Below are 21,709 nucleotides of genomic sequence, written 5' to 3'. Positions count from 1 at the left end.
ATGAAAACATCCCTTAAACTTTACCTTACTGCCCTAGCAGCCAGCTTCTTGCTCCTACTTGGTGCATGTAGTACAAACTCAAGCACTAGTAAGACGGAGTCAAGTAGCTCTGCTCCAACAGAGGTAACCATTAAAAGTTCACTAGGTGTAGTCACACTTTCAAAAGTCCCTGAAAAGATTGTGACCTTTGACCTCGGTGCTGCGGATACTATTCGCGCTTTAGGTTTTGAAAAGAATATCGTCGGAATGCCTACAAAAACTGTTCCGACTTATCTTAAAGACCTAGCTGGAAAAGTTAAAAATGTTGGTTCTATGGTTGAGCCAGACCTAGAAGCCCTTGCTGCTCTTGAACCAGACTTAATTATCGCTTCACCACGTACCCAAAAATTCGTAGATAAGTTCAACGAAATCGCTCCGACTGTTCTCTTCCAAGCAAGCAAGGACGACTACTGGACTTCTACCAAGGCAAATATCGAATCCTTAGCAAGTGCCTTCGGTGAAACCGGTTCACAGAAAGCCAAGGAAGAATTGGCCAAGCTAGACAAGAGCATCCAAGAAGTCGCTACTAAAAATGAAAGCTCTGACAAAAAAGCCCTTGCTATCCTCCTCAACGAAGGAAAAATGGCTGCCTTTGGTGCCCAATCTCGTTTCTCTTTCTTGTATCAAACTTTGAAATTCAAGCCAACTGATACTCAATTTGAAGATTCTCGCCACGGACAAGAAGTCAGCTTTGAAAGTGTCAAAGAAATCAATCCTGACATTCTCTTTGTCATCAACCGTACCCTTGCCATCGGTGGGGACAACTCTAGCAACGATGGCGTCCTAGAAAATGCCCTTATCGCTGAAACTCCTGCCGCTAAAAATGGTAAGATCATCCAACTAACACCAGACCTCTGGTATCTAAGCGGAGGCGGTCTTGAATCAACAAAACTCATGATTGAAGACGCACAAAAAGCTTTGAAATAAGCAACTTCAAACTCAACTAACAACTTTACATGATAAAACGCATCCTATCAAGCTCACTCAAACCTGATAGGATGCGTTTTTATCATTTCACTAAAATATTTTTACCCAGCCTCATTTTTCTTCTTGATTCCGTTTAAGGGAAAAATGGTCTGGGACGGGGTCCTTGCCTGTTTTCGACCAGGGATGGCAACGTAAAATCCGAGCCAAGCCCATCAAGACACCCTTGAAGCCATGTTTTTCGATAGCCTGAATCATATAGTTTGAACAGGTAGGCTCAAAGCGACAAGAGGGGGGAAAGGCTGGCGAGATAAAACGTTGGTAAAAGCGCACAGGCGCTATTAAAATTCGTTTCATTATTTCTTGGTTACAGCCATGGTGTGTAGTTGGCTGACTTCTTTTTTGTTAAGACGACGGGATTCTCCTGGACGGAGTCCTGTCAAGTCTAGATGTCCGAAACGAGTCCGTGACAACTTGTCCACTTGGAGACCGACAGCTTCAAACATCTTTTTAACCTGATGGTTCCGCCCTTCATGGATAGTCAACTGCACCACAGAGCGGTTTTTGACTGGATCCACTTTGAGAATCTCATAGACAGCCGGCTTGGTTTTCTTACCATCAATCTCAAGTCCACGGGTCAAGGGGCGGAGATTGTCCTTATTGGCCACACCTTTAACACGCGCGACATAAACCTTGTCAATCTCATTACGAGGGTGAATCATTTCATCCGTAAAATCCCCATCATTGGTCAAAATCAAGACTCCTGATGTATCCCAGTCCAAACGACCTACAGGGTAGATGCGCTCCTTCACGTTGGGCAAGAGATCGACAACCGTCTTGCGGCCCTTGTCATCTGTCACACTAGAAATGACACCACGTGGTTTGTTAAGCAGATAATAGACCTTTTCTTCGTTGTAGATAGGTTGACCTTCAACTTCGACCTTGTCGCCTGACTTGATGGTCGTTGCTAGTTCACGTACCACTTGGCCGTTAACCGTCACCAAGCCTTGCTTGATCAGCTCTTCTGCTTTTCTCCTACTGGCCACACCTGCGTGGGCAATATACTTATTGATTCTCATCTTCTTCTATCCTTTCACCAAATAATTGGCTTTCTTGGGCTTGAATCTCAAGCTCATCAATCACTGGTAATTCTTCCAAATGGTTAATTCCCATGTAATCTAGGAAATAATCCGTAGTCACATAGAGGTTGGGGCGCCCCAACACTTCTTTTTTCCCGTCTTCCTTAATCAGGTCAAAAGCCTGCAACTTTGCCAAGGCCCCACTCGAGTTGACCCCACGGATGGCATCAATTTCTATTCGTGTGATGGGCTGTTTGTAGGCAATGATGGACAAGGTCTCAAGGGCAGCCCGAGACAAACTCTGATTGATAGGTGCCTTAGAGTATTCCTTCAAAATCTCTGCAAATTGAGGATTGGTCACCAATCTATAAGCACCACCTGTCTCAATCAGAGCCAAACTGGAATCTGGGTCCTTTTCATACTTCTGAGCTAATTTTTCTAAACTCTGTTGGATGCCTGTCGGTGGCAGAGAGAGGAGTTCAGCTAACTGGCGGACTCTAATCCCATCTTCACCCGCTACAAACAAGAGCGCTTCTATTTTTGCTAAAGTACTCATCTTTCCTCTCTATCAAGTCTAGCTTTGGGCCACTTGACTTTCTTCCTTCTTTTCCATGAGATAGATATCTCCGAAACTCTCCTCTTGCACGAGCATCAGCTCCTGGGTTTTGATTAGCTCTAGGGTTGCCAAAAAGAGGGTGATGACCTCTTGGAGATTCTGGGCTTCCTTAAACAAATCCTGCAAGCGCAATTGATCTCGTCCAGTCAAGGACTCTTTCACGATAAGCATCATGTCCTCAATCTTATACTCATCCCGCAAGATAGTCGTATGGTTCTGAGCAAACTCCTCTTTTTTCTTAGCTAGGATATTTGAAAAAGCTAAAAAGAGGTCAATGGTCGTCTTGTCATGCACAAGCTCCGCATCTTCGTAAATCAACTCTGTCGGCGCTTTGGAATAGTACTGGGCCCGTTCTTGGTGCTTGGCTTCCAAATGATCACCCAAGAGCTTGAACTTGCGGTATTCTTCGATTTGAGAGAGAAGATCCTGCTCCAGATCATCCTCCAAGTCTGTCACTTCTGCCACCTTCGGAAGAAGCTTGCGGCTCTTGATCAGCATGAGCTGACTGGCCATGACCATGTACTCGCCCGTCACTTCCAGACGCATGGCCTGCAGGGTTGAGACATAAGCTAGATACTGTTCAATGACTTCCGTAATGGGCACATCGTAGATATCCATCTGGTACTTAGAAACCAGGTGCAAAAGCAAGTCCAGAGGCCCTTCAAAATCTTTTAGTTTAATATCCATTATCTATATTTTTCTAAGGTCAGGACTGTTTTTAATCCTAATTTTTTTGCAATTTCGTACAAATCGACCTTGTTTTCAATTTGTCGTAGAATGAACTGTTCCCGCAAGGCTTGGGCTGACAGAGCTGGAAAACCTTTCTCCTTGACAAAGGACTCTAGCTGACGGAAGGCCCACTGACGAGAATAGGCTTTCCCTGCCCTTTCAAAAAGATAGGTTTGCCCCATCAAGGGTTCCAATTCTGAAAGCAAGGTCGTGGGAATGCTGACAATCCTCTGTTGGGAAGCCTTCTTGATTCGCAACACTTGAAAGTCCAGGTTGATATCCGCAACCTTTAGAGCTAAAATCTCACTCGGTAAGAGCCCCATTTCTAGGATTAAGAGCGCTAGCAAGCGTCCCTCTGGATAGTCGCTTTCCTGCCAAAAAGAGTCTAGGTCTAGAATCTCTGGTTTTTCAGTTTTCTTTTCAGTCTGTTTGGTTAATTCCAAACGGTAAAAGCTTTCCACTTCCCCTTTTTGATAGAGAAAGTAGAGAAATTGGTTACAGGCCGAAATCTTCCGCTTTTGAGCGCTGATTTTTAGATTGACTAGCTGGGCTTGGTAAATCTTGAGACTAGTCTCCGAAATCTGCCCACCTACAATATCTAAAAATTGCTCCAAATCATACTTATAGGACTGCTTAGAATTGGCAGATAAACCCTGCTTTCCCTCTAAGAAATCTGAAATCCTATCTCTCATCGGCATCGAATCTCATATTCCTTACTAAAATCATGCAAGAGGGCATTGACTGCCTTGAGGATAGACTTGCGCGTGATAATCCCTTGGAAAATCCCTGACGCATCCACAACCGGCAAGAAGGACTCATCTACCAGCTTGTGCAAGACCTCCGTAATGGTAAAATCAGGCGAGACGACCGCTACGTCCGTTCTCGTCATATGAACGATATCCGTATCTGCCATGATTTCTTGACTCAAGTCATGCTCCATCTGGTAAGCCATAATATCTCTGAGCCCAATCGTCCCAACAAACTGTTTTTCATCTGTCACAACAGGAACACGGGTATAGGTCATCTGACTGAGCAAGAGGGTAGCGTGATCTGCATTGTGGGTATCAATCAACACAGCTAGATTTTTAGCAGGAGTCAAAAAAGTTTCCTCTTGCCCCAACAAGAAAGTCTCAAACTCCTTGGCAATCATCGGCTAAACTCCTTGGACAAGCCCGGATACACCTCATGGTCTCGTGTCAAAAAGTCCACTTTGAAATAACTGTCATCAATCTCCACACGAGCATAGAGACATTCTCTGATGGTCCCACGTGGTTGACTGATAGAACCTGGATTTAGAAAGAGGGTCTTACCTTCCATCCAAGCATTTGGCACATGCAAGTGACCATAGAGACAGATATCGGCATCTTCCTCCTGAGCCCAGTAGTCCAACTTTTGAAAGTTGAAATTAATGTCAAACAAGTGACCATGAGTTTGGATAATCTTGGTCGAACCAAGCTCAGTCACCAAACGTTCTGGGTAGCCGGCGTAGAAGTCCATGTTCCCTTTAACTACACGGATGCCCTCCCAAAGTGGAGAATCAGGACGCAGTTCAGAATCACCGTTATGAAAAACGGCATCAACTTTGCCCACATAGCGATCACGGATTTCTTCCACAATCAAGCTATCGCCATGGGAATCGCTCATTACAATGATGGTTTGCTTTGCCATGATGGAAATACCTCCAAAAGTTTCTTAACGGCTAAGGCACGGTGAGATTGACTATTTTTTTCTTCAAGGGTTAACTCAGCTGATGACTTGCCTGTCTCTCCTACAAGGAAAAGAGGATCATAGCCAAAGCCATTTTCACCCTTAGGTTCAAAATTAATGTAGCCTGGCCAGTCTGCTTCGACCACCAAACTTTCCTTGTTTGGACTGGCTACGACTAGGGTTGTATGGAATTGAGCCGAACGGTCCTTAAGTTCAAAGACCATAGCCAATTCATGCAAGAGTTTGGCATTGTTTTCATTATCCGTAGCTCCGACACCTGCAAAACGAGCCGACCAAACCCCTGGTAAACCGCCAAGAACATCGACTTTAAGACCCGAGTCATCTGCCAAGACCATCTTGCCAGTTAACCGGGAAATGGTTTCTGCCTTAAGGCGGGCATTTTCCTCAAAAGTCATTCCTGTTTCTGCTACTTCAGGCAAATCAGGATAATCATTGAGGTTTTCCACATCATAGCCTAGTTTGTCAAAGATAGCTCGGAATTCCTTGGTCTTGCCCTCGTTACGAGTCGCAATCAATAAGGTTTCTCTGACATTGTTTGTCTCAAAGAAGGCTTCTACATCAACACCTTCTTTAGGCAATTTTACATGCAGGAGTTGCCCATTTTCAACTAAGAGAAAAGCCCCCTGACGTTGTATAATTTCCAAATTTCGTCCCATTTCTTGGTTGAGGATATCTACCACAAAAGACCATAAACGGTAGAGAGAACCATAGCGTAAAACAATCACAGAAATAGGAAAACCTCGATCCTCATCTCGAAATCTTTGGGCAAACTCTAATAGAGGAAAATCCAAGTCATCATCCGTCAACGTCCGGACGCCACCAAAAATACCATAGGACCCGACATACCAGTCCTGTTCATCCTTGTATTCATAAATTTTATTTGTCATAATTCTACATGCTCCACATGAATCTCTTTTTCCAGCCATTCTTCACCAATTTGTGCAAAACTTTGGCTGCTGGCTGTTGTGTAAAAACGGTGATGAAGTGGTCCAGCATCGCGACCACGATTGATTTCAAAATAATTGAGTAAGACTGAGATGTCCCGTACGCACTCTGCCCCACTATCAATGAGCTGAACCTTGGGTCCCATGACATTTTGAATAATAGGTCTGAGCAGTGGATAATGGGTACAACCCAAAATCAGGCTATCCACCTTTCCAACCAAGGGACGCAGGGTTTCATAGACCACTTTCTTGGTGACACTGGTTGACAGAGCACCAGACTCCACCAAGGGAGCAAACTTGGGACAGGCCAAACTCTCCACCTGTAAGTCCGGATCCAAATCATGGATTTTCTGACGGTAAATATCAGATTGTACCGTCATGGGAGTTCCAATCACTCCGATTTTCCCACCTTGACTGGACTTGATAGCTGCCGAAGCTCCTGGCAAAATAACACCTAGGACAGGAATATCTAGTTGAGCCTTGATTTCTTCCCAGACAACGGCAGTCGCAGTATTACAAGCAATGACAATCATTTTGACATCCTTGGTCAAAAGAAAGTTGACCAACTGCCAAGTATATTCACGAATTTGCTCAGCAGGACGGGGCCCATAGGGCGCCCGTGCCGAATCTCCAATATAGACGATTTCTTCATGGGGAAGCTGGCGCATGAGCTCTCGCACAACGGTCAAGCCCCCGACACCCGAATCCAAAAAACCAATTGGTCGATTATCCATACAGTCTTCTTTCTAGTCTTTTTTCTGATTGATAGTTCATTATGATTACCGTTCCTTATGAACTGAATAATGACAGCCTAATCAATAACCATCTCTCTTAATCATAATCAAATATCAATAGAATGCAAGGAAAAAGTCTCACCCCTAAACCATAGCCAACATAGTGAGAAGTCTGGAATTTTCATCCCAGACTTTTCCTTATTTATTTTTTCTTTTTATTGTTAGCAAGGGCTGCTTTTTGTTGGCGGATGATTTGGTGGTAAACTTGTTGTACCTTGGCTTCGCTTGGTTTTTGACCATTTGCACTCAAAAGAGTACGAACTGCTTCAGCATTCAAACGTGGGTTGTCAGCGAATTCTTTTTCAATTTGCTTACGAACCAAGTACATTCCTCCAAGAGCTCCTCCTAGAAAAGCTAGCACAATCAATACAATTGCTAATAGTAAATCCATCATATTTCTCCTGTTTCTTTTTGAGTCTCTTTCATTATACCACAAACTAGCCACCCTGACTAGTTTGTTTTACGCTTTCAGGAATGGAATAGACAGCAAAAAGAACCCTGCTTTTCTGCAAAAGAGGGCTCCTTACTGAGTTTAATTTACATAGATAGCCAGTGTTTGATAAGGTCTGAGTAGAATTTTTTCAGACACTTCTGCATCTTCATAATTGGAAATCAAAATTTGCCCATTTTGGTAGGCTGGTGGTAAATCCATTTCCACTTCTGTGACATAAAAGTTATTGATCACTAGCAACTTTTCATCCTCATACTGACGTTCAAAAGCATAGACTTGCTTGCTATCTTCAAAGGCTGGTTTGTAACTTCCTTCTGAGATGATAGGCATTTCTTTGCGAAGTCGAATCAAGTCTTGGTAGAAAGTAAAAATCGGACCTTGGATTTCATTTTCTACATTGATGTGGGGGTAGGATTTTCCTGCCTTGAGCCAAGGAGTGCCTACTGTGAAACCAGCATTCTCCGAAGCATCCCACTGCATAGGGATTCGTGAATTATCACGCGACTTAGCCTGAATAATCTGGAGGGCTTCTTCCTGACTCTTCCCTTCTTGTAAGAGCATCTGATAAGCATTGAGCGATTCGACATCCACATAATCAGCCATCGAATCATAGTCTGGGTCAATCATCCCGATTTCTTCACCCATATAGATATAAGGTGTTCCACGTGAGAGATGAATGCTGGCCGCTAGCATGGTCGCCCCCTCCTTGCGGAAATTTTGAATATCGACAAAACGGTTCAAAGCGCGTGGTTGGTCGTGATTGTTCCAGAAAAGAGCGCTCCAACCACCTTTATCACTCATCTCCTTACCCCAACTATGGTAAAGACTCTTCAACTCTTCAAAATCAAAGGGAGCCAAGGTCCACTTTTGTCCATCCTTATAGTCCACCTTAAGATGATGAAAATTAAAGGTCATTGATAATTCCTGACGGTCAGGAGACGAATAAAGGACACAGTTTTCCATGGTGGTAGAAGACATTTCCCCAACTGTCATAAAGCTATCGTCGGAACCAAAAGTTGCTTGGTTCATCATACGCAAATAGTCATGAACGATAGGCTTGTCTGTGTAAGCTGACTTTCCTTCATTTTCAGGACAATCTACTAGAACTTCATCTTTCCCAATCAAATTGATCACATCAAATCGGAAACCCTTGACACCCTTGTCGCGCCAAAAATTCACAACCTTGAAAAGCTCCTTACGGACATTGGGATTGCGCCAGTTAAGGTCAGCCTGGGTCTCATCAAAAAGGTGAAGGTAGTATTTCCCCGTATCCCCAAAAGGAGCCCATGCAGACCCACCAAACTTAGACTGCCAGTCTGTTGGTTGGTCTTGGATGAAGAAAAAGTCTTGATAATACTTGTCACCAGCTAGGGCTTTCTGAAACCATTCATGCTCTGTCGAACAATGGTTGAGTACCATGTCCAACATAAAGTCAATCTTGTGCTCTTTACCGACACGCACCATTGCCTCAAAATCAGCCATATCACCAAAAAGAGGATCAACTGCCATATAATCTGAAATATCGTAACCATTATCCCGTTGAGGGCTTGGATAGAATGGATTGAGCCAGACCATATCTACGCCCAGTTTGGCTAGATAGGGGATTTTTTCGATAATTCCACGTAAGTCCCCAATACCATTGCCAGTGGTGTCTTTGTAAGATTTTGGATAGATTTGATAGACTACTTTTCTTTTATCAAGTGTCATCTATTTCTCCTTTTCTGATAAAAGGGAGGAAGCCGTCTTCCGTCCCTATTCGTGCTATTTTGATTAGATTCGTGTTGCGACCATGAGATCTTCTCCAGCTTGGATAGTTGTCGGATAAGTTCCAGTGATGGTCGCTGTATAAGCATCTTGATTGGTAATAATGACAGGAGTTTCTGTTACCAGACCTGCATCCTTGATAATATCCATATCAAAACGAATCAATTTCTGCCCAACCGTGACATGATCTCCTTGGGCTACAAGACTTTCAAATCCTTTGCCTTCTAGACCTACTGTATCCATACCAATGTGAATGAGCAATTCCACTCCCTCATCAGAGACAATACCGATAGCATGCTTAGTAGGGAAAAGAACCGTAACTGTCCCATTGACTGGAGAAGTCAACTCACCTTGGCTTGGTTCAATGACCAGACCTTGCCCCATGACACCTGATGCAAAAACAGGATCTGTCGCTTGACTCAATTCTTTTACTTGGCCAGTCAGTGGGCTAACAATTTCTACTGGAGTAAGTTCTACCGGTTCATGGCTCACAAATTCTGCTTCTTCTTGAGCAACAAATTCTGCCTGCAAATCCGTATCGTCCTCTGTTTTTGTAAAGAGACCAGCCTTACGGAAGAAGAAAGTCAAGATCATTGGAACAACAATCGCAACTAGCATAGTTCCTGCAAATGGCAGCATGTATTGAGGTTGAATAGAGAGGATACCTGGCAAACCACCGATACCAATAGACGCCGCAGTCACATTAAAAGTAACGGATAACATGCCTGCAAGAGCTGAACCAGTCATCCCAGCAACAAATGGATAGATGTATTTGACATTGACCCCAAAGAGGGCTGGTTCTGTAACACCGAGATAGGCTGAAATGGTTGCAGGAAGTGAAACCTGAGCCTCACGCTCATCATGACGGTGCATGAAATAATAGGCAAATACGGCTGAACCTTGGGCAATATTAGAAAGAGCAATCATAGGCCAGAGGGCAGTACCACCAGCATCCGCAATCAATTGTGTATCAATGGCATTGGTCATATGATGAAGACCTGTGATGACAAATGGAGCGTAGAGGGCACCAAAAATCGCACCGAAGAGCCATTTAACAGGACCAGTTAATCCTGCCAAGACAACTGATGAAAGTCCTTGACCGATTGTCCAACCGATTGGACCCAAGACAGTGTGAGCCAAAATCAGAGCTGGAATCAATGACAAGAAAGGTACAAAAATCATGGAAATCACTTCTGGGATATGCTTGCGCCAGAAAATTTCAAGATAAGACAAACTCAAACCTGCAAGCAAGGCTGGAATAACTTGGGCTTGGTAACCGATACGATTAACAGTAAAATAGCCAAAATTCCAAACCCAGTTTGCCGCGATATCAGCTGCTGGCGTTGAAGCAACCGCATAGGCATTGAGCAACTGAGGCGATACCAAACAGATTCCGAGAACAATTCCCAAGATTTGGCTGGTTCCCATCTTACGAGAGACAGACCAGGTAATCCCCACTGGCAAGAATTGGAAGATCGCTTCACCAGGCAACCAGAGGAAGTGATTAACCCCTGCCCAAAACTGTGAGGATTCCGTGATGGTCTTGCCATCTAACATCGACCAATGCACACCTTCCAAGACATTACGGAAACCGAGGATCAATCCACCAACAATCAAGGCTGGAATAATCGGAGTAAAGATTTCCGCCAGAGTGGTCATGACACGTTGGACCACGTTTTGATTACTCTTAGCTGCTGACTTTGCTGCTTCTTTAGAAACACCCTCAATGCCTGAAACAGCTGTAAAATCATTATAAAAGATGGGCACATCATTTCCAATGATTACCTGAAATTGACCTGCATTTGTAAAGGTTCCTTTAACAGCTGGAATTGATTCGATAGCCTTGACATTAGCCTTCTTGCTATCCCCTAAAACAAAACGCATCCGAGTCGCACAGTGGGTGACGGCAGTCACATTCTCTTTGCCTCCAATTGCCTGAAGCAAATCTTTGGCTTCTTGTTCAAATTTTCCCATTTGATTCTCCTTATACTTGTCAAAGCAAGTTTGATTTGATAAAACTATTGTAAACGATACCAAACTTGTCTGCAACTTGTTCGGTGTAAAAAAAGGATTTTTTTGTCATTTTTCTGGAACTTGTATGGTAAAATAGATACAGGTGTTCATTAAACTAGACTAAAAAGCCATTTAAGGAAGCAAAATGAAGAAATATCAACGATTATTTAAGCAAATCCAAGAAACCATTCAAAACGAGACTTACGCTGTCGGAGATTTCCTTCCTAGCGAGCACGACCTTATGAACCAGTATCAGGTAAGCCGTGATACTGTCCGAAAGGCTCTGTATCTCCTCCAAGAGGAAGGATTGATCAAAAAGATAAGGGGGCAAGGTTCTCAAGTCGTCAAAGAAGAAACCGTCAATTTCCCTGTATCCAACCTAACCAGCTACCAAGAGCTAGTTCAAGAACTTGGACTGCGCTCTAAAACCAACGTGGTCAGTCTGGATAAGATTATTATTGATAAAAAATCCTCACTGATAACCGGCTTCCCAGAGTTTCGTATGGTTTGGAAGGTGGTTCGCCAGCGTGTGGTGGATGATCTGGTATCCGTTCTGGATACGGACTATCTGGATATGGAACTAATCCCAAATATCACTCGCCAAATTGCTGAGCATTCTATCTATTCTTATATAGAGGACGACCTCAAACTCCTTATTGATTATGCTCAAAAGGAAATAACCATTGACCACTCAAATGACAGAGACAAGATTCTCATGGACATAGGCAAAGACCCTTATGTCGTTTCAATCAAGTCAAAAGTCTATCTCCAAGACGGGCGCCAATTTCAATTCACTGAAAGTCGCCATAAACTCGAAAAATTCAGATTTGTAGATTTTGCAAAGCGTAAGAAATAAAAGACTGAGACACTACATCTCAGCCTTTTTCTTTATCCCAAAACCAATTCATCACTGACTAGGCTTTGGCCACTATTTTTCTGGAAGAGATGCATGAGATTTTCAACCGTCAGATGCTTTTTCTCCTCTCCCTTGACATCCACCACTATTTTCCCTTGATAGAGCATAATGAGACGATTGCCATACTCAATAGCATGGTTCATATCATGGGTAATCATCAAAGTCGTCAACTGATGGTCTTCCACAATCTTTTGAGTCAAGTCCATCACCATTTGACTCGTTTTTGGATCAAGTGCCGCAGTATGTTCATCCAAAAGTAAAAGTTTAGGTTTCACCAGAGCTGCCATGACTAAAGTCAAGGCCTGTCTTTGTCCTCCTGAAAGATATTGGGTATCCACTTTCAAGCGATTTTCAAGGCCAATATTCAACTCTTTCAAGGCTTCTTGGAACTGGATTCTATCCTTCTCCTTCACGCCCCAACCAAGCCCTCTCTTTTGCCCACGTCTCAAGGCAATAGCCATATTCTCCTCAATCGTCAAACGCGAAGCTGTTCCCATCTTAGGATCTTGAAAAACACGGGCGATATCCTTGGCTCTCTTTCTGACACTCAGATTTTTAATGGATTTCCCTGCCAATAAAAGGTCCCCTTCGTCTACCGATAGATTGCCAGCCAAGATATTCATCAAAGTGGATTTTCCTGCGCCATTTCCACCAATCACAGAGATAAAATCTCCCTCTTCAACTTCTAAATCTAATCCTTTGAGGACATGGTTCTCATTGACCGTCCCTGCTTCAAATGTCTTGTGAATATTTTCAAGTGTTAATAAACTTGCCATAACTTTTTCCTCCTATTCATTTCTCAGTTTCAAACCACGAATCTTTAATCTCTTTTGCAATTCTGGTGCAAATAAAACCAAGGCGAGTAAGATTGCATTAAAGAGACGAACCAGGTTTTGATCTAGATTTGGAATTTCATAGATATTTAAAATAATCAAACGGTAAACAATAGCACCGATTCCGATAGATAACAAACGGCCTCCAATGGTCAAATCGTGAATCAAGACTTCCGCAATAATCACGGCACTCAAACCAACAACAATGGTTCCTGTCCCAGAAGTCACATCTGAAAATCCATCATTTTGGGCGAACAAGGAACCACATAAGGCAATCAAACCATTTGAAATCATGTAACCAACAATCTTCATCGTATCTACATTGACCCCATTTGCCTCACTCATCGGAATATTGTCCCCAGTCGAACGCAAGACCAAACCAACCTCCGTTTTCATCAAGAGGGTCAAGACCAAACAAACAAGTAAGAGACAGGCTAAACTGAATGAGAAAACAGCTTCTTCATTTGTCAGTCCCAAGCTCGCCAATTGTTTAAAGACGGTTGCAGAATCTCCCAAGGAAAGATTGGGCACGCTACCCATGATTTTAATATTGATCGAATAAAGCCCTGTCAAGGTCACAATACCTGTCAAGAGAGCTGGGATTTTCATCTTGGTGTGGAGCATTCCTGATACAAGACCTGCTACCATACCTGCCAGCAAAGCAAGTAAAGTCGCTATCCAAGGATTTGTCCCTGCCTGTATCTGAGATACGACGACAGCCGCCCCCATTGGAAAGGCTCCTTCAGCAGTCATATCCGCAATATCCAAAATACGGAAAGTCAAGTAGACCCCAATCGCCATAATCGACCACAACAAACCTTCTGATAAACTAGATAACACAAAATTCATCTTAAATCTCCTTATTCCTTGCCTTCTAACTTACTAATATCAATTCCCAATGCATCTGCCATTTCTTGATTGGTATGCAATTCCAGTTTTTCAGGCAACTCAACTGCTATATTTTCTGGCTTCTCACCTTTTAAAATACGAACCAGCATGCGGGCTGTCTGTCTTCCCAATTCTTCATAATTGGTTCCGTAGTTATACAAGCCACCAACCGCAATCATTTCTGTTGAACCACCGAATACTGGAACCTTGTGTTTAATAGAAACCTGCTTGACTGTTTCCATGGTTGATGAAATGATATTATCCGTTGGTACAAAAACCATATCCACCTCTGCCATCAAACTCTCTGCTGCCGCCTTGACGTTGTTACTGTCCAAGATTGTTTTTTCAACAACGGTAAAGCCTTTTTCTTCCAGAAGGCGCTTAGCTTCATCCTTTTGGACAACCGAATTTGGCTCACTCTGAGTATAGAGGATTCCAATTGTTTTAGCCTTTGGTAGAACTTTCTTTATCAAATTGATTTGGGTTGAAATGGCATCTGATGACTGGTCGCTTGTCCCAGTTACATTGCCCCCAGGATGCTCTCTTGACTCAACCAACTTGGCGCTGACAGGATCTGTTACAGCTGAAAAGACAACCGGTGTCTTTTGCGTTGTATTGGCCAAGCTCTGAGCAGAAGGCGTTGCGATGGCTAGAACGACATCACTGGATTCTGCTAGCTGCTGGGAAATAGTTTTTAGATTTCTTTGTTCTCCTTGTGCATTTTGCAGATCAATCTCAATATTTTTCCCCTCCACATATCCTTGTTTAGCCAGCTCATCCACAAATCCTTCTCTAGTAGCATCTAGAGACTGGTGGGTAATAAATTGCGAAATACCGATACGAAACACATCTTTTTTCTTATCTGCCTTCAACTGATGTAAACTAATCAGAGAAGTCAAGAGGATTCCCACTACCAAGAGAGGGGCTAGTAATTTTCGAACAACTTTCATAATGAAACTCCTTCTCAGAAAAGATAAAACAAAAAACCGCCTAGATACTATCTAAACGGATGCTTGAAATAATCTAACAAGTTATAACTTTGCTAGTCCATTTAGATATTCATCTATATGGACCACAATCAAAAATCTTAGCCACATAGATACAAACAAATTGCTTGAACTGTTTGCATCCATGGTGACATGTCTACAAACACTATCTAAAGTAGCTAAAGTAAAAGTTTTGATTCATCGTTACAGCTTGTTTCTTATTCATTTCTTTTTCTGCTTTCTTTTTTGATGTTTCCTATCTTACCACCTTTTTCATCACCTGTCAAGAATATTTCAGAATTTTTTAAAATTTTTCGAAAATTCTTTCAGGGAGCTTTCAAAGTTTTTCAAATCAGTCCAACAAAAAAAGGTTTATAATTTCCATAAAAATTGACATGGAAATTATAAAACCATTATTAGTTTAGTCCTTGTTGGTAACGTGCCAATTCGGCTTGGTTAGCCCAAACATAGTGACCTGGACGGATTTCAACCATAGACGGCTTATCAGTCTCATAGTCGTGTTGACTTGGGTCATAAACCTTCAAGACCTTCTTACGTTCCAAGATTGGATCTGGAATTGGAACCGCTGAAAGCAAGGCTTGAGTATATGGGTGGATTGGATTGTTAAACAATTCTTCTGTTTCAGCAACCTCTACAATAACACCCTTATAAATAACTGCGATACGATCTGAAATAAAGCGAACGACAGACAAGTCATGGGCGATGAAGAGATAGGTCAAACCGAGCTCTTTTTGGAATTTTTTAAGCAAGTTCAAGACTTGGGCACGAACAGAAACGTCCAAGGCCGAAATTGGCTCATCTGCAATAACAAAGTCTGGTTGCATCACCAAGGCACGGGCAATACCGATACGTTGACGTTGACCACCTGAGAACTCATGAGGGTAACGAGTCAAGTGCTCAGCAAGAAGACCTACCTCACGGATAATATTTTGAACTTTCTCTTTACGTTCTTCTTCATCCTTGAACAGATGGTGATTGTAAAGACCTTCAGAAATAATATAATCAACGGTCGCACGTTCATTCAAACTTGCGGCAGGGTCTTGGAAAATCATCTGGATACGACGAATCAATTCCGCAGCTTGTTCACGCGATTTCTTACCATTAATCTTTTGACCATCAAAAATGATATCACCATTACTTGTATCATTTAGACCGATTATCGCACGACCAATAGTTGTTTTCCCACTACCTGACTCACCTACAAGCGAGAACGTTTCTCCCTTGTTGATAAAGAAGTTAGCATTTTTAACTGCGACAAACTTCTTACTTCCTTCACCGAAGGAAATTTCTAAATCTTTGATTTCTACTAATTTTTCAGACATTTCCTTCCTCCTAGTCAGCCAGATGGGCAAATCCCATTTTTTCACGGATCTTATCATGGAGATTTGCAATCACAGCTGGTTTTTCTACTTTTGGAGCATCCTCATGAAGTAGCCAAGTTTTAGCCCAATGTGTCTCTGATACTGAGAATTGAGGAGCTTTTTGTTCAAAGTCAATCTGCATTGCATAGTCAGAACGCAAGGCAAAGGCATCCCCTTTCAGGTCAGTATAAAGTGACGGAGGTGTTCCTGGGATTGAGTAAAGATCCCCTTTATCATCAGCAAGCTGAGGCAAGCTAGACAAGAGACTCCATGTATATGGATGGCGAGGGTCATAGAAGACTTCCTCAACAGTTCCATACTCAACGATTTCTCCTGCATACATAACCGCTACCTTATCTGCAATACTTGCCACCACACCAAGGTCGTGGGTGATAAAGATTGTTGTGAAATGGTACTCGTTTTGTAAAGATTTCAACAAATCAATAATCTGAGCTTGGATGGTCACATCCAAGGCAGTCGTTGGCTCATCACAAATCAAGACATCAGGTCGGCAGGCAAGAGCAATCGCAATAACGATACGTTGACGCATTCCTCCAGAATATTGGAATGGGTATTCATCAAAACGTCTATCTGCATCTGGAATCCCAACCTTATTCATGTAGTCAATGGCCAATTCTTTCGCTTCTTTAGCTGTTTTTCCTTGGTGTTTTACAATAACTTCTGTAATCTGACTACCAATTGTTTTAATTGGGTCCAAACTAGTCATTGGATCTTGGAAGATAGTCGCAATCTTAGCGCCACGAATTTGTTCCCAATCCTTGTGAGAAGATAAAGCTGTCAAATCTTGACCACGGTAGTCAATACTACCTTGGGCAATGCGACCGTTTTCTTCAAGCATACCTGTGAATGTCCTTGTCAAAACAGATTTCCCTGATCCTGACTCACCTACCAAGGCTAATACTTCTCCTTCAACTAGTTCAAGGGAAACGCCGCGAATGGCTGTCAATACTTTGTCACGAACGTCAAATTCCACGACAATATCGCGAGCAGTCAAAATTACATTTTTTTCTTTTGTCATTTCTACTCCTATCTATGTGTACGTGGATCACTAGCATCCGCTAAGTTTTGACCAACTACGAAAAGGGATAAGGATACCAAGACAAGAGTTGTCAATGGAATCCAGAACAAGTAAGCATTGGTTGTTACGTTTTGTGAATAATCCGAAATCAAACGACCCAAACTTGGCACGGTAATTGGTAATCCAAGACCGAAGAATGACAAGAAGGCTTCGTATGAGATAAAGCTTGGAAGCATTTGAGTCATGGTTGTCACAATAACAGATACCAATTGAGGCATGATATTTTTGGCAACAATCTTCAAGGTTGGTGTTCCAAGTGTACGTGAAGCAAGGTTATACTCCAAGTCACGATAACGCATGATCTGAATACGAATCGAGTAGGCAATACCAATCCAAGTAGTCACACTCATGGCAAAAATCAGATTCCAGAATCCAGCTCCGATTGAGTAAGTCAAGACAATGACAATCAAAAGAGATGGGATGTTTGAGATGACGTTATAAACTTCCATCATCACACGGTCAACTGATTTTGAAATACCCCAAATACCACCGACAAAGACACCGATAACTAGGTTAATCACTGTCGCAATCACAGAAATGAGGATAGAGTTACGAGCTCCGAACCAGACACCGTCAAAGAGAGATTTACCGTTACTGTCTGTACCGAACCAATGCTCAGCATTTGGCTTGATATAACGAGCACTAAAGTCGTTTACCTTGCTGACATCATTGAAATCAAACTTAGAAAACATTGGGTAGATGAAACTCATCAAAATGATAGCTACCAAGATTCCCAACATTACTACAGTTGATTTCTTCTTCATAAATTGTCTAAACACTGAACCCCAGTATGAATAAGCTGGCGCATCAATGGCTTCAGAGGCAAAATCGTCACGTTTTACGAACTGAAATTTTTCTTTATCGATTGTAGACATTATTTGCCTCCTTTCTCAGTCAATTTAATACGTGGGTCAATAATAGTCATCCAAATATCTCCCAAAAGAAGTGAGAAGATAGAAATACATGTAAAGATGAAGACAAGACCAACGACCATAGAGTTATTAGATGCTTTTACAGAGTCAATCAACATTTTACCCATACCTGGGAAGGCGAAGACTGTTTCAGTAAGGGTTGCACCACCGATAACCCCGATAACAGCACCAGGAATTCCTGAAACCAGCGGAACCATGGCATTTTTAAAGATGTGTTTGTTTGAAATTTCTTTTTCAGACAAACCTTTTGCACGAGCAAAACGAACAAAGTCCTGTGATTGTAAGTCAATCATATAACGACGAATCCAAATGGCTGTACCAGGAGCCCCCAACAAACCAAGGATAACTGCTGGTAAAACATACGAACGCCAATCTCCAGCACCCAAAATAGGGAATGAATCTGGAAGACCAATTGATGATCCAATCAAACGAACAATGTAAACCAAGGCAATGGTTGGAAGGGCCATCAAGAAGGTCAAAAACCCTGTTGAGAAGCTATCAATCCAAGTATTCTTGAAGCGAGCCATAGCTGAACCAAGTGGCACGGCAATCGCATAAGAAATCACCAAACCAATCAATCCAATGACTGCAGAGCTAGCAATCATAGAAGGATATTGGTAATTGCTTTCCGTAGCTGTATAAGGGTCATCTTTTCCGTAGTTGGCTACTTCACGAGAGTCAGCCTGACTAGGCGATTTGTAGGTTCTTGAGTAAATATTTACAGAAGAAGTTTTCTTACCTGTTGGGAACTGAACTTGAGATGTTTTTGTTTGTCCTTGTCCTTGAGTAATAACCTGTAAAACAGGGCTATTAGCATAGGTTGGATAAGAGTCACCTAAATTGATGTTCACAAAGTTTTGATGCACAAATGGGAACTGACCGTTGAAGTACAAGAGATATTTATGTTTCGTTCCTGAACCGACCAATGACCATCCGATAGCTGGATCATTTTCAAAACGAAGGTAACGTTTCAAGTCTGGATTTTCAGGGTCTTGAATTTTATTAGTATGATCAATGTCAATCAAGTTAGCATAGAATTTGAAAACACGTTCAAAAATTGGGATTTCACGAGTAGCGTAGAATTGGCCACTTTCAGTAAATTCTCCCAGGGTCCAACCATGACCGATTTGTTTGATGTATTTTTCATAGATAGCCTTGTTAGTATCATTAGCTTCAACTGTTACAGAAGCATCCATCTGGCTAGCTTTTTCTTGCAACTCTTTGGTATCGTAGTACTCGATATAGCCCATACGCTCATAAACAGTATTCTCATAGTTATCACGTTTATCAGCAGTTGTCGCAATCTTGTTATAGTTGGTATCCTGTTTGAAAATCAATTTTCGAGGAACCATTGTATAGATAATCGTGTAAGTCAAGGTTGTTACTAAGAAGATAGAAACCAATGACCGCAAAACACGCATAAAAATATATTTTTTCATATCATTTCCTTTAAAAATCCCAAAAGAACCTTCTCCTCATGGAGAGAAAGTTCTATTGAAAATTATTTACTTCACATGACTTGCCAATTCTTTTTGAGCTTTCTCGTTTGACTCAGTCTTTTCTTTCAACCATTTTTCACGAGCTTTTTCATACTCTTCTTTGGTGATTGCTTTTTCACCAACTTCAGTGTACTTCAAGTATCCTGAATTTTCACCTTTAAGGCCTGCTACTGAATATGAAGAGCTAAATGGTAGAACTTTTGAAACATATGAAACGGCTGTTTCTTTAGGAGAAGCCATTACTGGAATTGTCAAAGCATTATCAGTCAACCAAGCTTGTGCCACCGCGTATTTTTCATAACGTTTTTGAACATCTTGGTTTTCGCTGTTTGCGTCATCAAGTAATTTTCCATAGTCAGCTAAACCAAGTTTGCTTACTACTGATGCATCTGTGTTTTGGTCAATACCAAGGTAAAGACGAGTGCTTCCTCCCTTAAGGACGAATTGATCCAAGAAAGTAGAAGGATCTTGATAGTCAGGGTTCCATCCTAGCAAGGTATGGATATCCCAGTCTTGCTCTTTAGCTGTTGGAGCGCTAAATGAAATTGGTAAAGCTTCTGCTTGAGTCATTTGTTGTAAGTCTACAACAACATTATCTGAACCCAATACTTTTTCAATTGATTGTTTCAATGATTGAACACGGTTTACAACCGCTGTTGATTCTTGGATAACCAGGGCATCCAAGTGGATTGGGAATTCAACACCTTCAGCTTGTAGACTTGATTTGGCTTTAGCAAAGACTTCTTTCGCTTTTTCTTCATTGTAAAGGCCATTTTGAGAATCTGCTAGAGACACGTTTGACCAAGTAGAAGAATTTGTCTTAGCCAAGCTATCTTGTACCAATTCACCAAATGTTTTCTTACCAACTTGAAGATTATAAGGTGCAAACGTATTACGGATGGCTACTGCAGCTCCATCAGTACCATTTGTTTGAGCTGAGTAAGAATTGCGATCGACAGCAAAGTTCAAGGCTTGACGGAATTCCTTGTTTAGCAATGCTTTCTGAGTAGATGTCTTTTGGGTATCACTTGTTTTGGCAGTGTGGTTATAGGTTGTACGGCCATAATTCAAGCTGACAGTTGCAACACCCGCTCCTGGTTCATTAAAGTAAATGTTATCTTTAAAGTCAGCTGCATATTTTTCATATGTAGAACTTGTAGGGAAGATACGAGCCTTGCTATATTGACCATCAGCAAAACCTTTGGCAATCACATCTTGGTCCTTACCATCCCAGAAAGTGAACTTAACGTTCTCAATTTTTACATTTTCTTTGTCCCAGTAAGCATCATTTTTAGCCATCTCGATAGATGATTTAGGAGTTACAGCCTTCAAGACAAATGGACCGTTATAAAGAATAGAGTTAGCATCTGTTGGGGAACCAAAAACTTCCCCTTTTGAAGTTAAGAATTCTTCATTAACCGGCATCAAAACACCACTAGTTGTCTTGTCATTCCAGAAAGTTTCTGGCTGGTTCAAGGTATATTCTAGTGTTTGATCATCGAGTGCTTTTACTCCAACGGTTGAAAAATCACTTGTTTCACCCTTGATATATGCTTCTAATCCTTTAATAGAAGAGCTAACGATTGAAAGTCCTTTTGATTTTCCATCTACGGCGTGTTTCAAACCAGTAACGAAGTCTTTAGCAGTTACAGGAGCGTATTCTTCTCCCTCTGCTGTCACCCATTTAGCATCCTTACGGATTTTATAGGTATAAGTCAAACCATCTTTTGAAACTGTCCATGATTCAGCAATAGAAGGAACCAGGTTACCATATTTATCATTAGCCAACAAACCATCTACAGCATTTGTTGTGACGAATGATGTTGAATCGATATTGCTGACGATATAATCCAAGGTTTCTGGATCTGTTTGATAAACATATTGGTAATCTTTTGCTAGTTTAGCATTATTTGAACTAGTGTTTGAACACGCAGCTAGAACTCCTGACGCTAATAAGGTAGCCCCCGCTACAGCAAGCACTCGACTTTTTTTCATTTATTTACTCCTCTTATAAAGTATAGGTTATTATTGATTATACCATATATTTTAAGATATTTCAATAAAAGTAAACGAATTTTCAGAATATTTAGGCT

At 41.8% G+C, this 21,709-nt stretch carries 22 protein-coding genes; 2 read left to right on the top strand and 20 right to left on the bottom strand.

Going from position 1 to position 21,709, the window contains the following annotated elements:
* Positions 1-966, top strand: a complete 966-nt coding sequence (locus tag NMM17_RS08975; protein ID WP_254754293.1) for a siderophore ABC transporter substrate-binding protein — start codon at positions 1-3, stop codon at positions 964-966.
* 111 nt (positions 967-1,077) lie between these two features.
* Here the strand turns inward: NMM17_RS08975 and yidD are convergent, their stop codons facing one another.
* The 12 genes from yidD to treP all read right to left on the bottom strand — a co-directional run bounded on the left by yidD (position 1,078) and on the right by treP (position 11,042).
* Positions 1,078-1,320: a membrane protein insertion efficiency factor YidD gene (gene yidD / locus NMM17_RS08970; RefSeq protein ID WP_000821624.1), complete on the bottom strand. Its 243-nt coding sequence runs from the start codon at positions 1,318-1,320 to the stop codon at positions 1,078-1,080.
* On the bottom strand, positions 1,320-2,042 hold the full coding sequence (locus NMM17_RS08965; protein WP_254754292.1) for a pseudouridine synthase: 723 nt from the start codon (positions 2,040-2,042) through the stop codon (positions 1,320-1,322). The genes yidD and NMM17_RS08965 overlap by 1 nt, the downstream gene beginning before the upstream one ends.
* Positions 2,029-2,598 carry an SMC-Scp complex subunit ScpB gene (scpB, locus tag NMM17_RS08960; RefSeq protein ID WP_254754291.1) on the bottom strand — a complete coding sequence of 190 codons (570 nt, stop codon included), beginning with the start codon at positions 2,596-2,598 and terminating at the stop codon, positions 2,029-2,031. Before scpB ends, NMM17_RS08965 begins: the two co-directional genes overlap by 14 nt.
* Positions 2,599-2,616: 18 nt before the next feature.
* Positions 2,617-3,345 carry a segregation/condensation protein A gene (locus NMM17_RS08955; RefSeq protein WP_254754290.1) on the bottom strand — a complete coding sequence of 243 codons (729 nt, stop codon included), beginning with the start codon at positions 3,343-3,345 and terminating at the stop codon, positions 2,617-2,619.
* Complete coding sequence (xerD, locus tag NMM17_RS08950; RefSeq protein WP_302850863.1) at positions 3,345-4,079, bottom strand: site-specific tyrosine recombinase XerD; 735 nt, start codon at positions 4,077-4,079, stop codon at positions 3,345-3,347. Before xerD ends, NMM17_RS08955 begins: the two co-directional genes overlap by 1 nt.
* Positions 4,076-4,537 (bottom strand): cyclic-di-AMP-binding protein CbpB, encoded by a 462-nt coding sequence (cbpB, locus tag NMM17_RS08945; RefSeq protein ID WP_254754288.1) that lies wholly within the window; start codon positions 4,535-4,537, stop codon positions 4,076-4,078. The genes xerD and cbpB overlap by 4 nt, the downstream gene beginning before the upstream one ends.
* A complete protein-coding gene (locus tag NMM17_RS08940; protein WP_254754287.1) occupies positions 4,534-5,055 on the bottom strand; it encodes a metallophosphoesterase in 522 nt (173 codons plus the stop codon). Before NMM17_RS08940 ends, cbpB begins: the two co-directional genes overlap by 4 nt.
* Positions 5,031-6,002 carry a nucleoside-triphosphate diphosphatase gene (locus tag NMM17_RS08935; protein ID WP_254754286.1) on the bottom strand — a complete coding sequence of 324 codons (972 nt, stop codon included), beginning with the start codon at positions 6,000-6,002 and terminating at the stop codon, positions 5,031-5,033. The genes NMM17_RS08940 and NMM17_RS08935 overlap by 25 nt, the downstream gene beginning before the upstream one ends.
* Positions 5,999-6,793 (bottom strand): glutamate racemase, encoded by a 795-nt coding sequence (gene racE / locus NMM17_RS08930; RefSeq protein ID WP_000370376.1) that lies wholly within the window; start codon positions 6,791-6,793, stop codon positions 5,999-6,001. Before racE ends, NMM17_RS08935 begins: the two co-directional genes overlap by 4 nt.
* 202 nt (positions 6,794-6,995) lie before the next feature.
* Entirely contained in the window at positions 6,996-7,244 is a 249-nt protein-coding gene (locus NMM17_RS08925) for a YneF family protein (RefSeq protein WP_000364990.1), read from the bottom strand.
* A gap of 141 nt (positions 7,245-7,385) precedes the next feature.
* The gene (gene treC, locus NMM17_RS08920; RefSeq protein WP_254754285.1) at positions 7,386-9,011 is read right to left on the bottom strand and encodes an alpha,alpha-phosphotrehalase; all 1,626 of its coding nucleotides are present in this window, start codon (positions 9,009-9,011) and stop codon (positions 7,386-7,388) included.
* A gap of 63 nt (positions 9,012-9,074) precedes the next feature.
* The gene (gene treP, locus NMM17_RS08915) at positions 9,075-11,042 is read right to left on the bottom strand and encodes a PTS system trehalose-specific EIIBC component (RefSeq protein WP_254754284.1); all 1,968 of its coding nucleotides are present in this window, start codon (positions 11,040-11,042) and stop codon (positions 9,075-9,077) included.
* Between the two features lie 184 nt (positions 11,043-11,226).
* On the opposite strand from treP, the gene treR reads away from it, so the two are divergent.
* Entirely contained in the window at positions 11,227-11,937 is a 711-nt protein-coding gene (gene treR, locus NMM17_RS08910; RefSeq protein ID WP_254754283.1) for a trehalose operon repressor, read from the top strand.
* A gap of 32 nt (positions 11,938-11,969) precedes the next feature.
* Here treR and NMM17_RS08905 read toward each other — a convergent pair whose 3' ends face one another.
* The 8 genes from NMM17_RS08905 to NMM17_RS08870 form a co-directional block, all read right to left on the bottom strand.
* Positions 11,970-12,773, bottom strand: a complete 804-nt coding sequence (locus NMM17_RS08905) for an ABC transporter ATP-binding protein (protein WP_254754282.1) — start codon at positions 12,771-12,773, stop codon at positions 11,970-11,972.
* 12 nt (positions 12,774-12,785) lie between these two features.
* Entirely contained in the window at positions 12,786-13,679 is an 894-nt protein-coding gene (locus NMM17_RS08900; protein ID WP_254754281.1) for an ABC transporter permease, read from the bottom strand.
* Positions 13,680-13,690: 11 nt separating this feature from the next.
* A complete protein-coding gene (locus tag NMM17_RS08895) occupies positions 13,691-14,668 on the bottom strand; it encodes an ABC transporter substrate-binding protein (RefSeq protein WP_254754280.1) in 978 nt (325 codons plus the stop codon).
* 452 nt (positions 14,669-15,120) lie between these two features.
* Positions 15,121-16,047 carry an ATP-binding cassette domain-containing protein gene (locus tag NMM17_RS08890; protein WP_033684751.1) on the bottom strand — a complete coding sequence of 309 codons (927 nt, stop codon included), beginning with the start codon at positions 16,045-16,047 and terminating at the stop codon, positions 15,121-15,123.
* 10 nt (positions 16,048-16,057) lie between these two features.
* On the bottom strand, positions 16,058-17,125 hold the full coding sequence (locus NMM17_RS08885) for an ABC transporter ATP-binding protein (RefSeq protein WP_254754279.1): 1,068 nt from the start codon (positions 17,123-17,125) through the stop codon (positions 16,058-16,060).
* A gap of 8 nt (positions 17,126-17,133) precedes the next feature.
* Entirely contained in the window at positions 17,134-18,060 is a 927-nt protein-coding gene (gene oppC / locus NMM17_RS08880; RefSeq protein WP_153210452.1) for an oligopeptide ABC transporter permease OppC, read from the bottom strand.
* A complete protein-coding gene (locus NMM17_RS08875; protein ID WP_254754278.1) occupies positions 18,060-19,556 on the bottom strand; it encodes an ABC transporter permease in 1,497 nt (498 codons plus the stop codon). The genes oppC and NMM17_RS08875 overlap by 1 nt, the downstream gene beginning before the upstream one ends.
* A 66-nt stretch (positions 19,557-19,622) precedes the next feature.
* Positions 19,623-21,611 (bottom strand): peptide ABC transporter substrate-binding protein, encoded by a 1,989-nt coding sequence (locus NMM17_RS08870; protein WP_254754277.1) that lies wholly within the window; start codon positions 21,609-21,611, stop codon positions 19,623-19,625.
* Positions 21,612-21,709 lie beyond the last annotated feature (98 nt).

This window comes from Streptococcus sp. CF7_Ac1-12, assembly GCF_024295905.1.
GTDB classification, from domain to species: domain Bacteria; phylum Bacillota; class Bacilli; order Lactobacillales; family Streptococcaceae; genus Streptococcus; species Streptococcus mitis_AP.
Note: the sequence above shows the minus strand (reverse complement) of the source record. Positions and strands in the feature narration are given on the sequence as shown.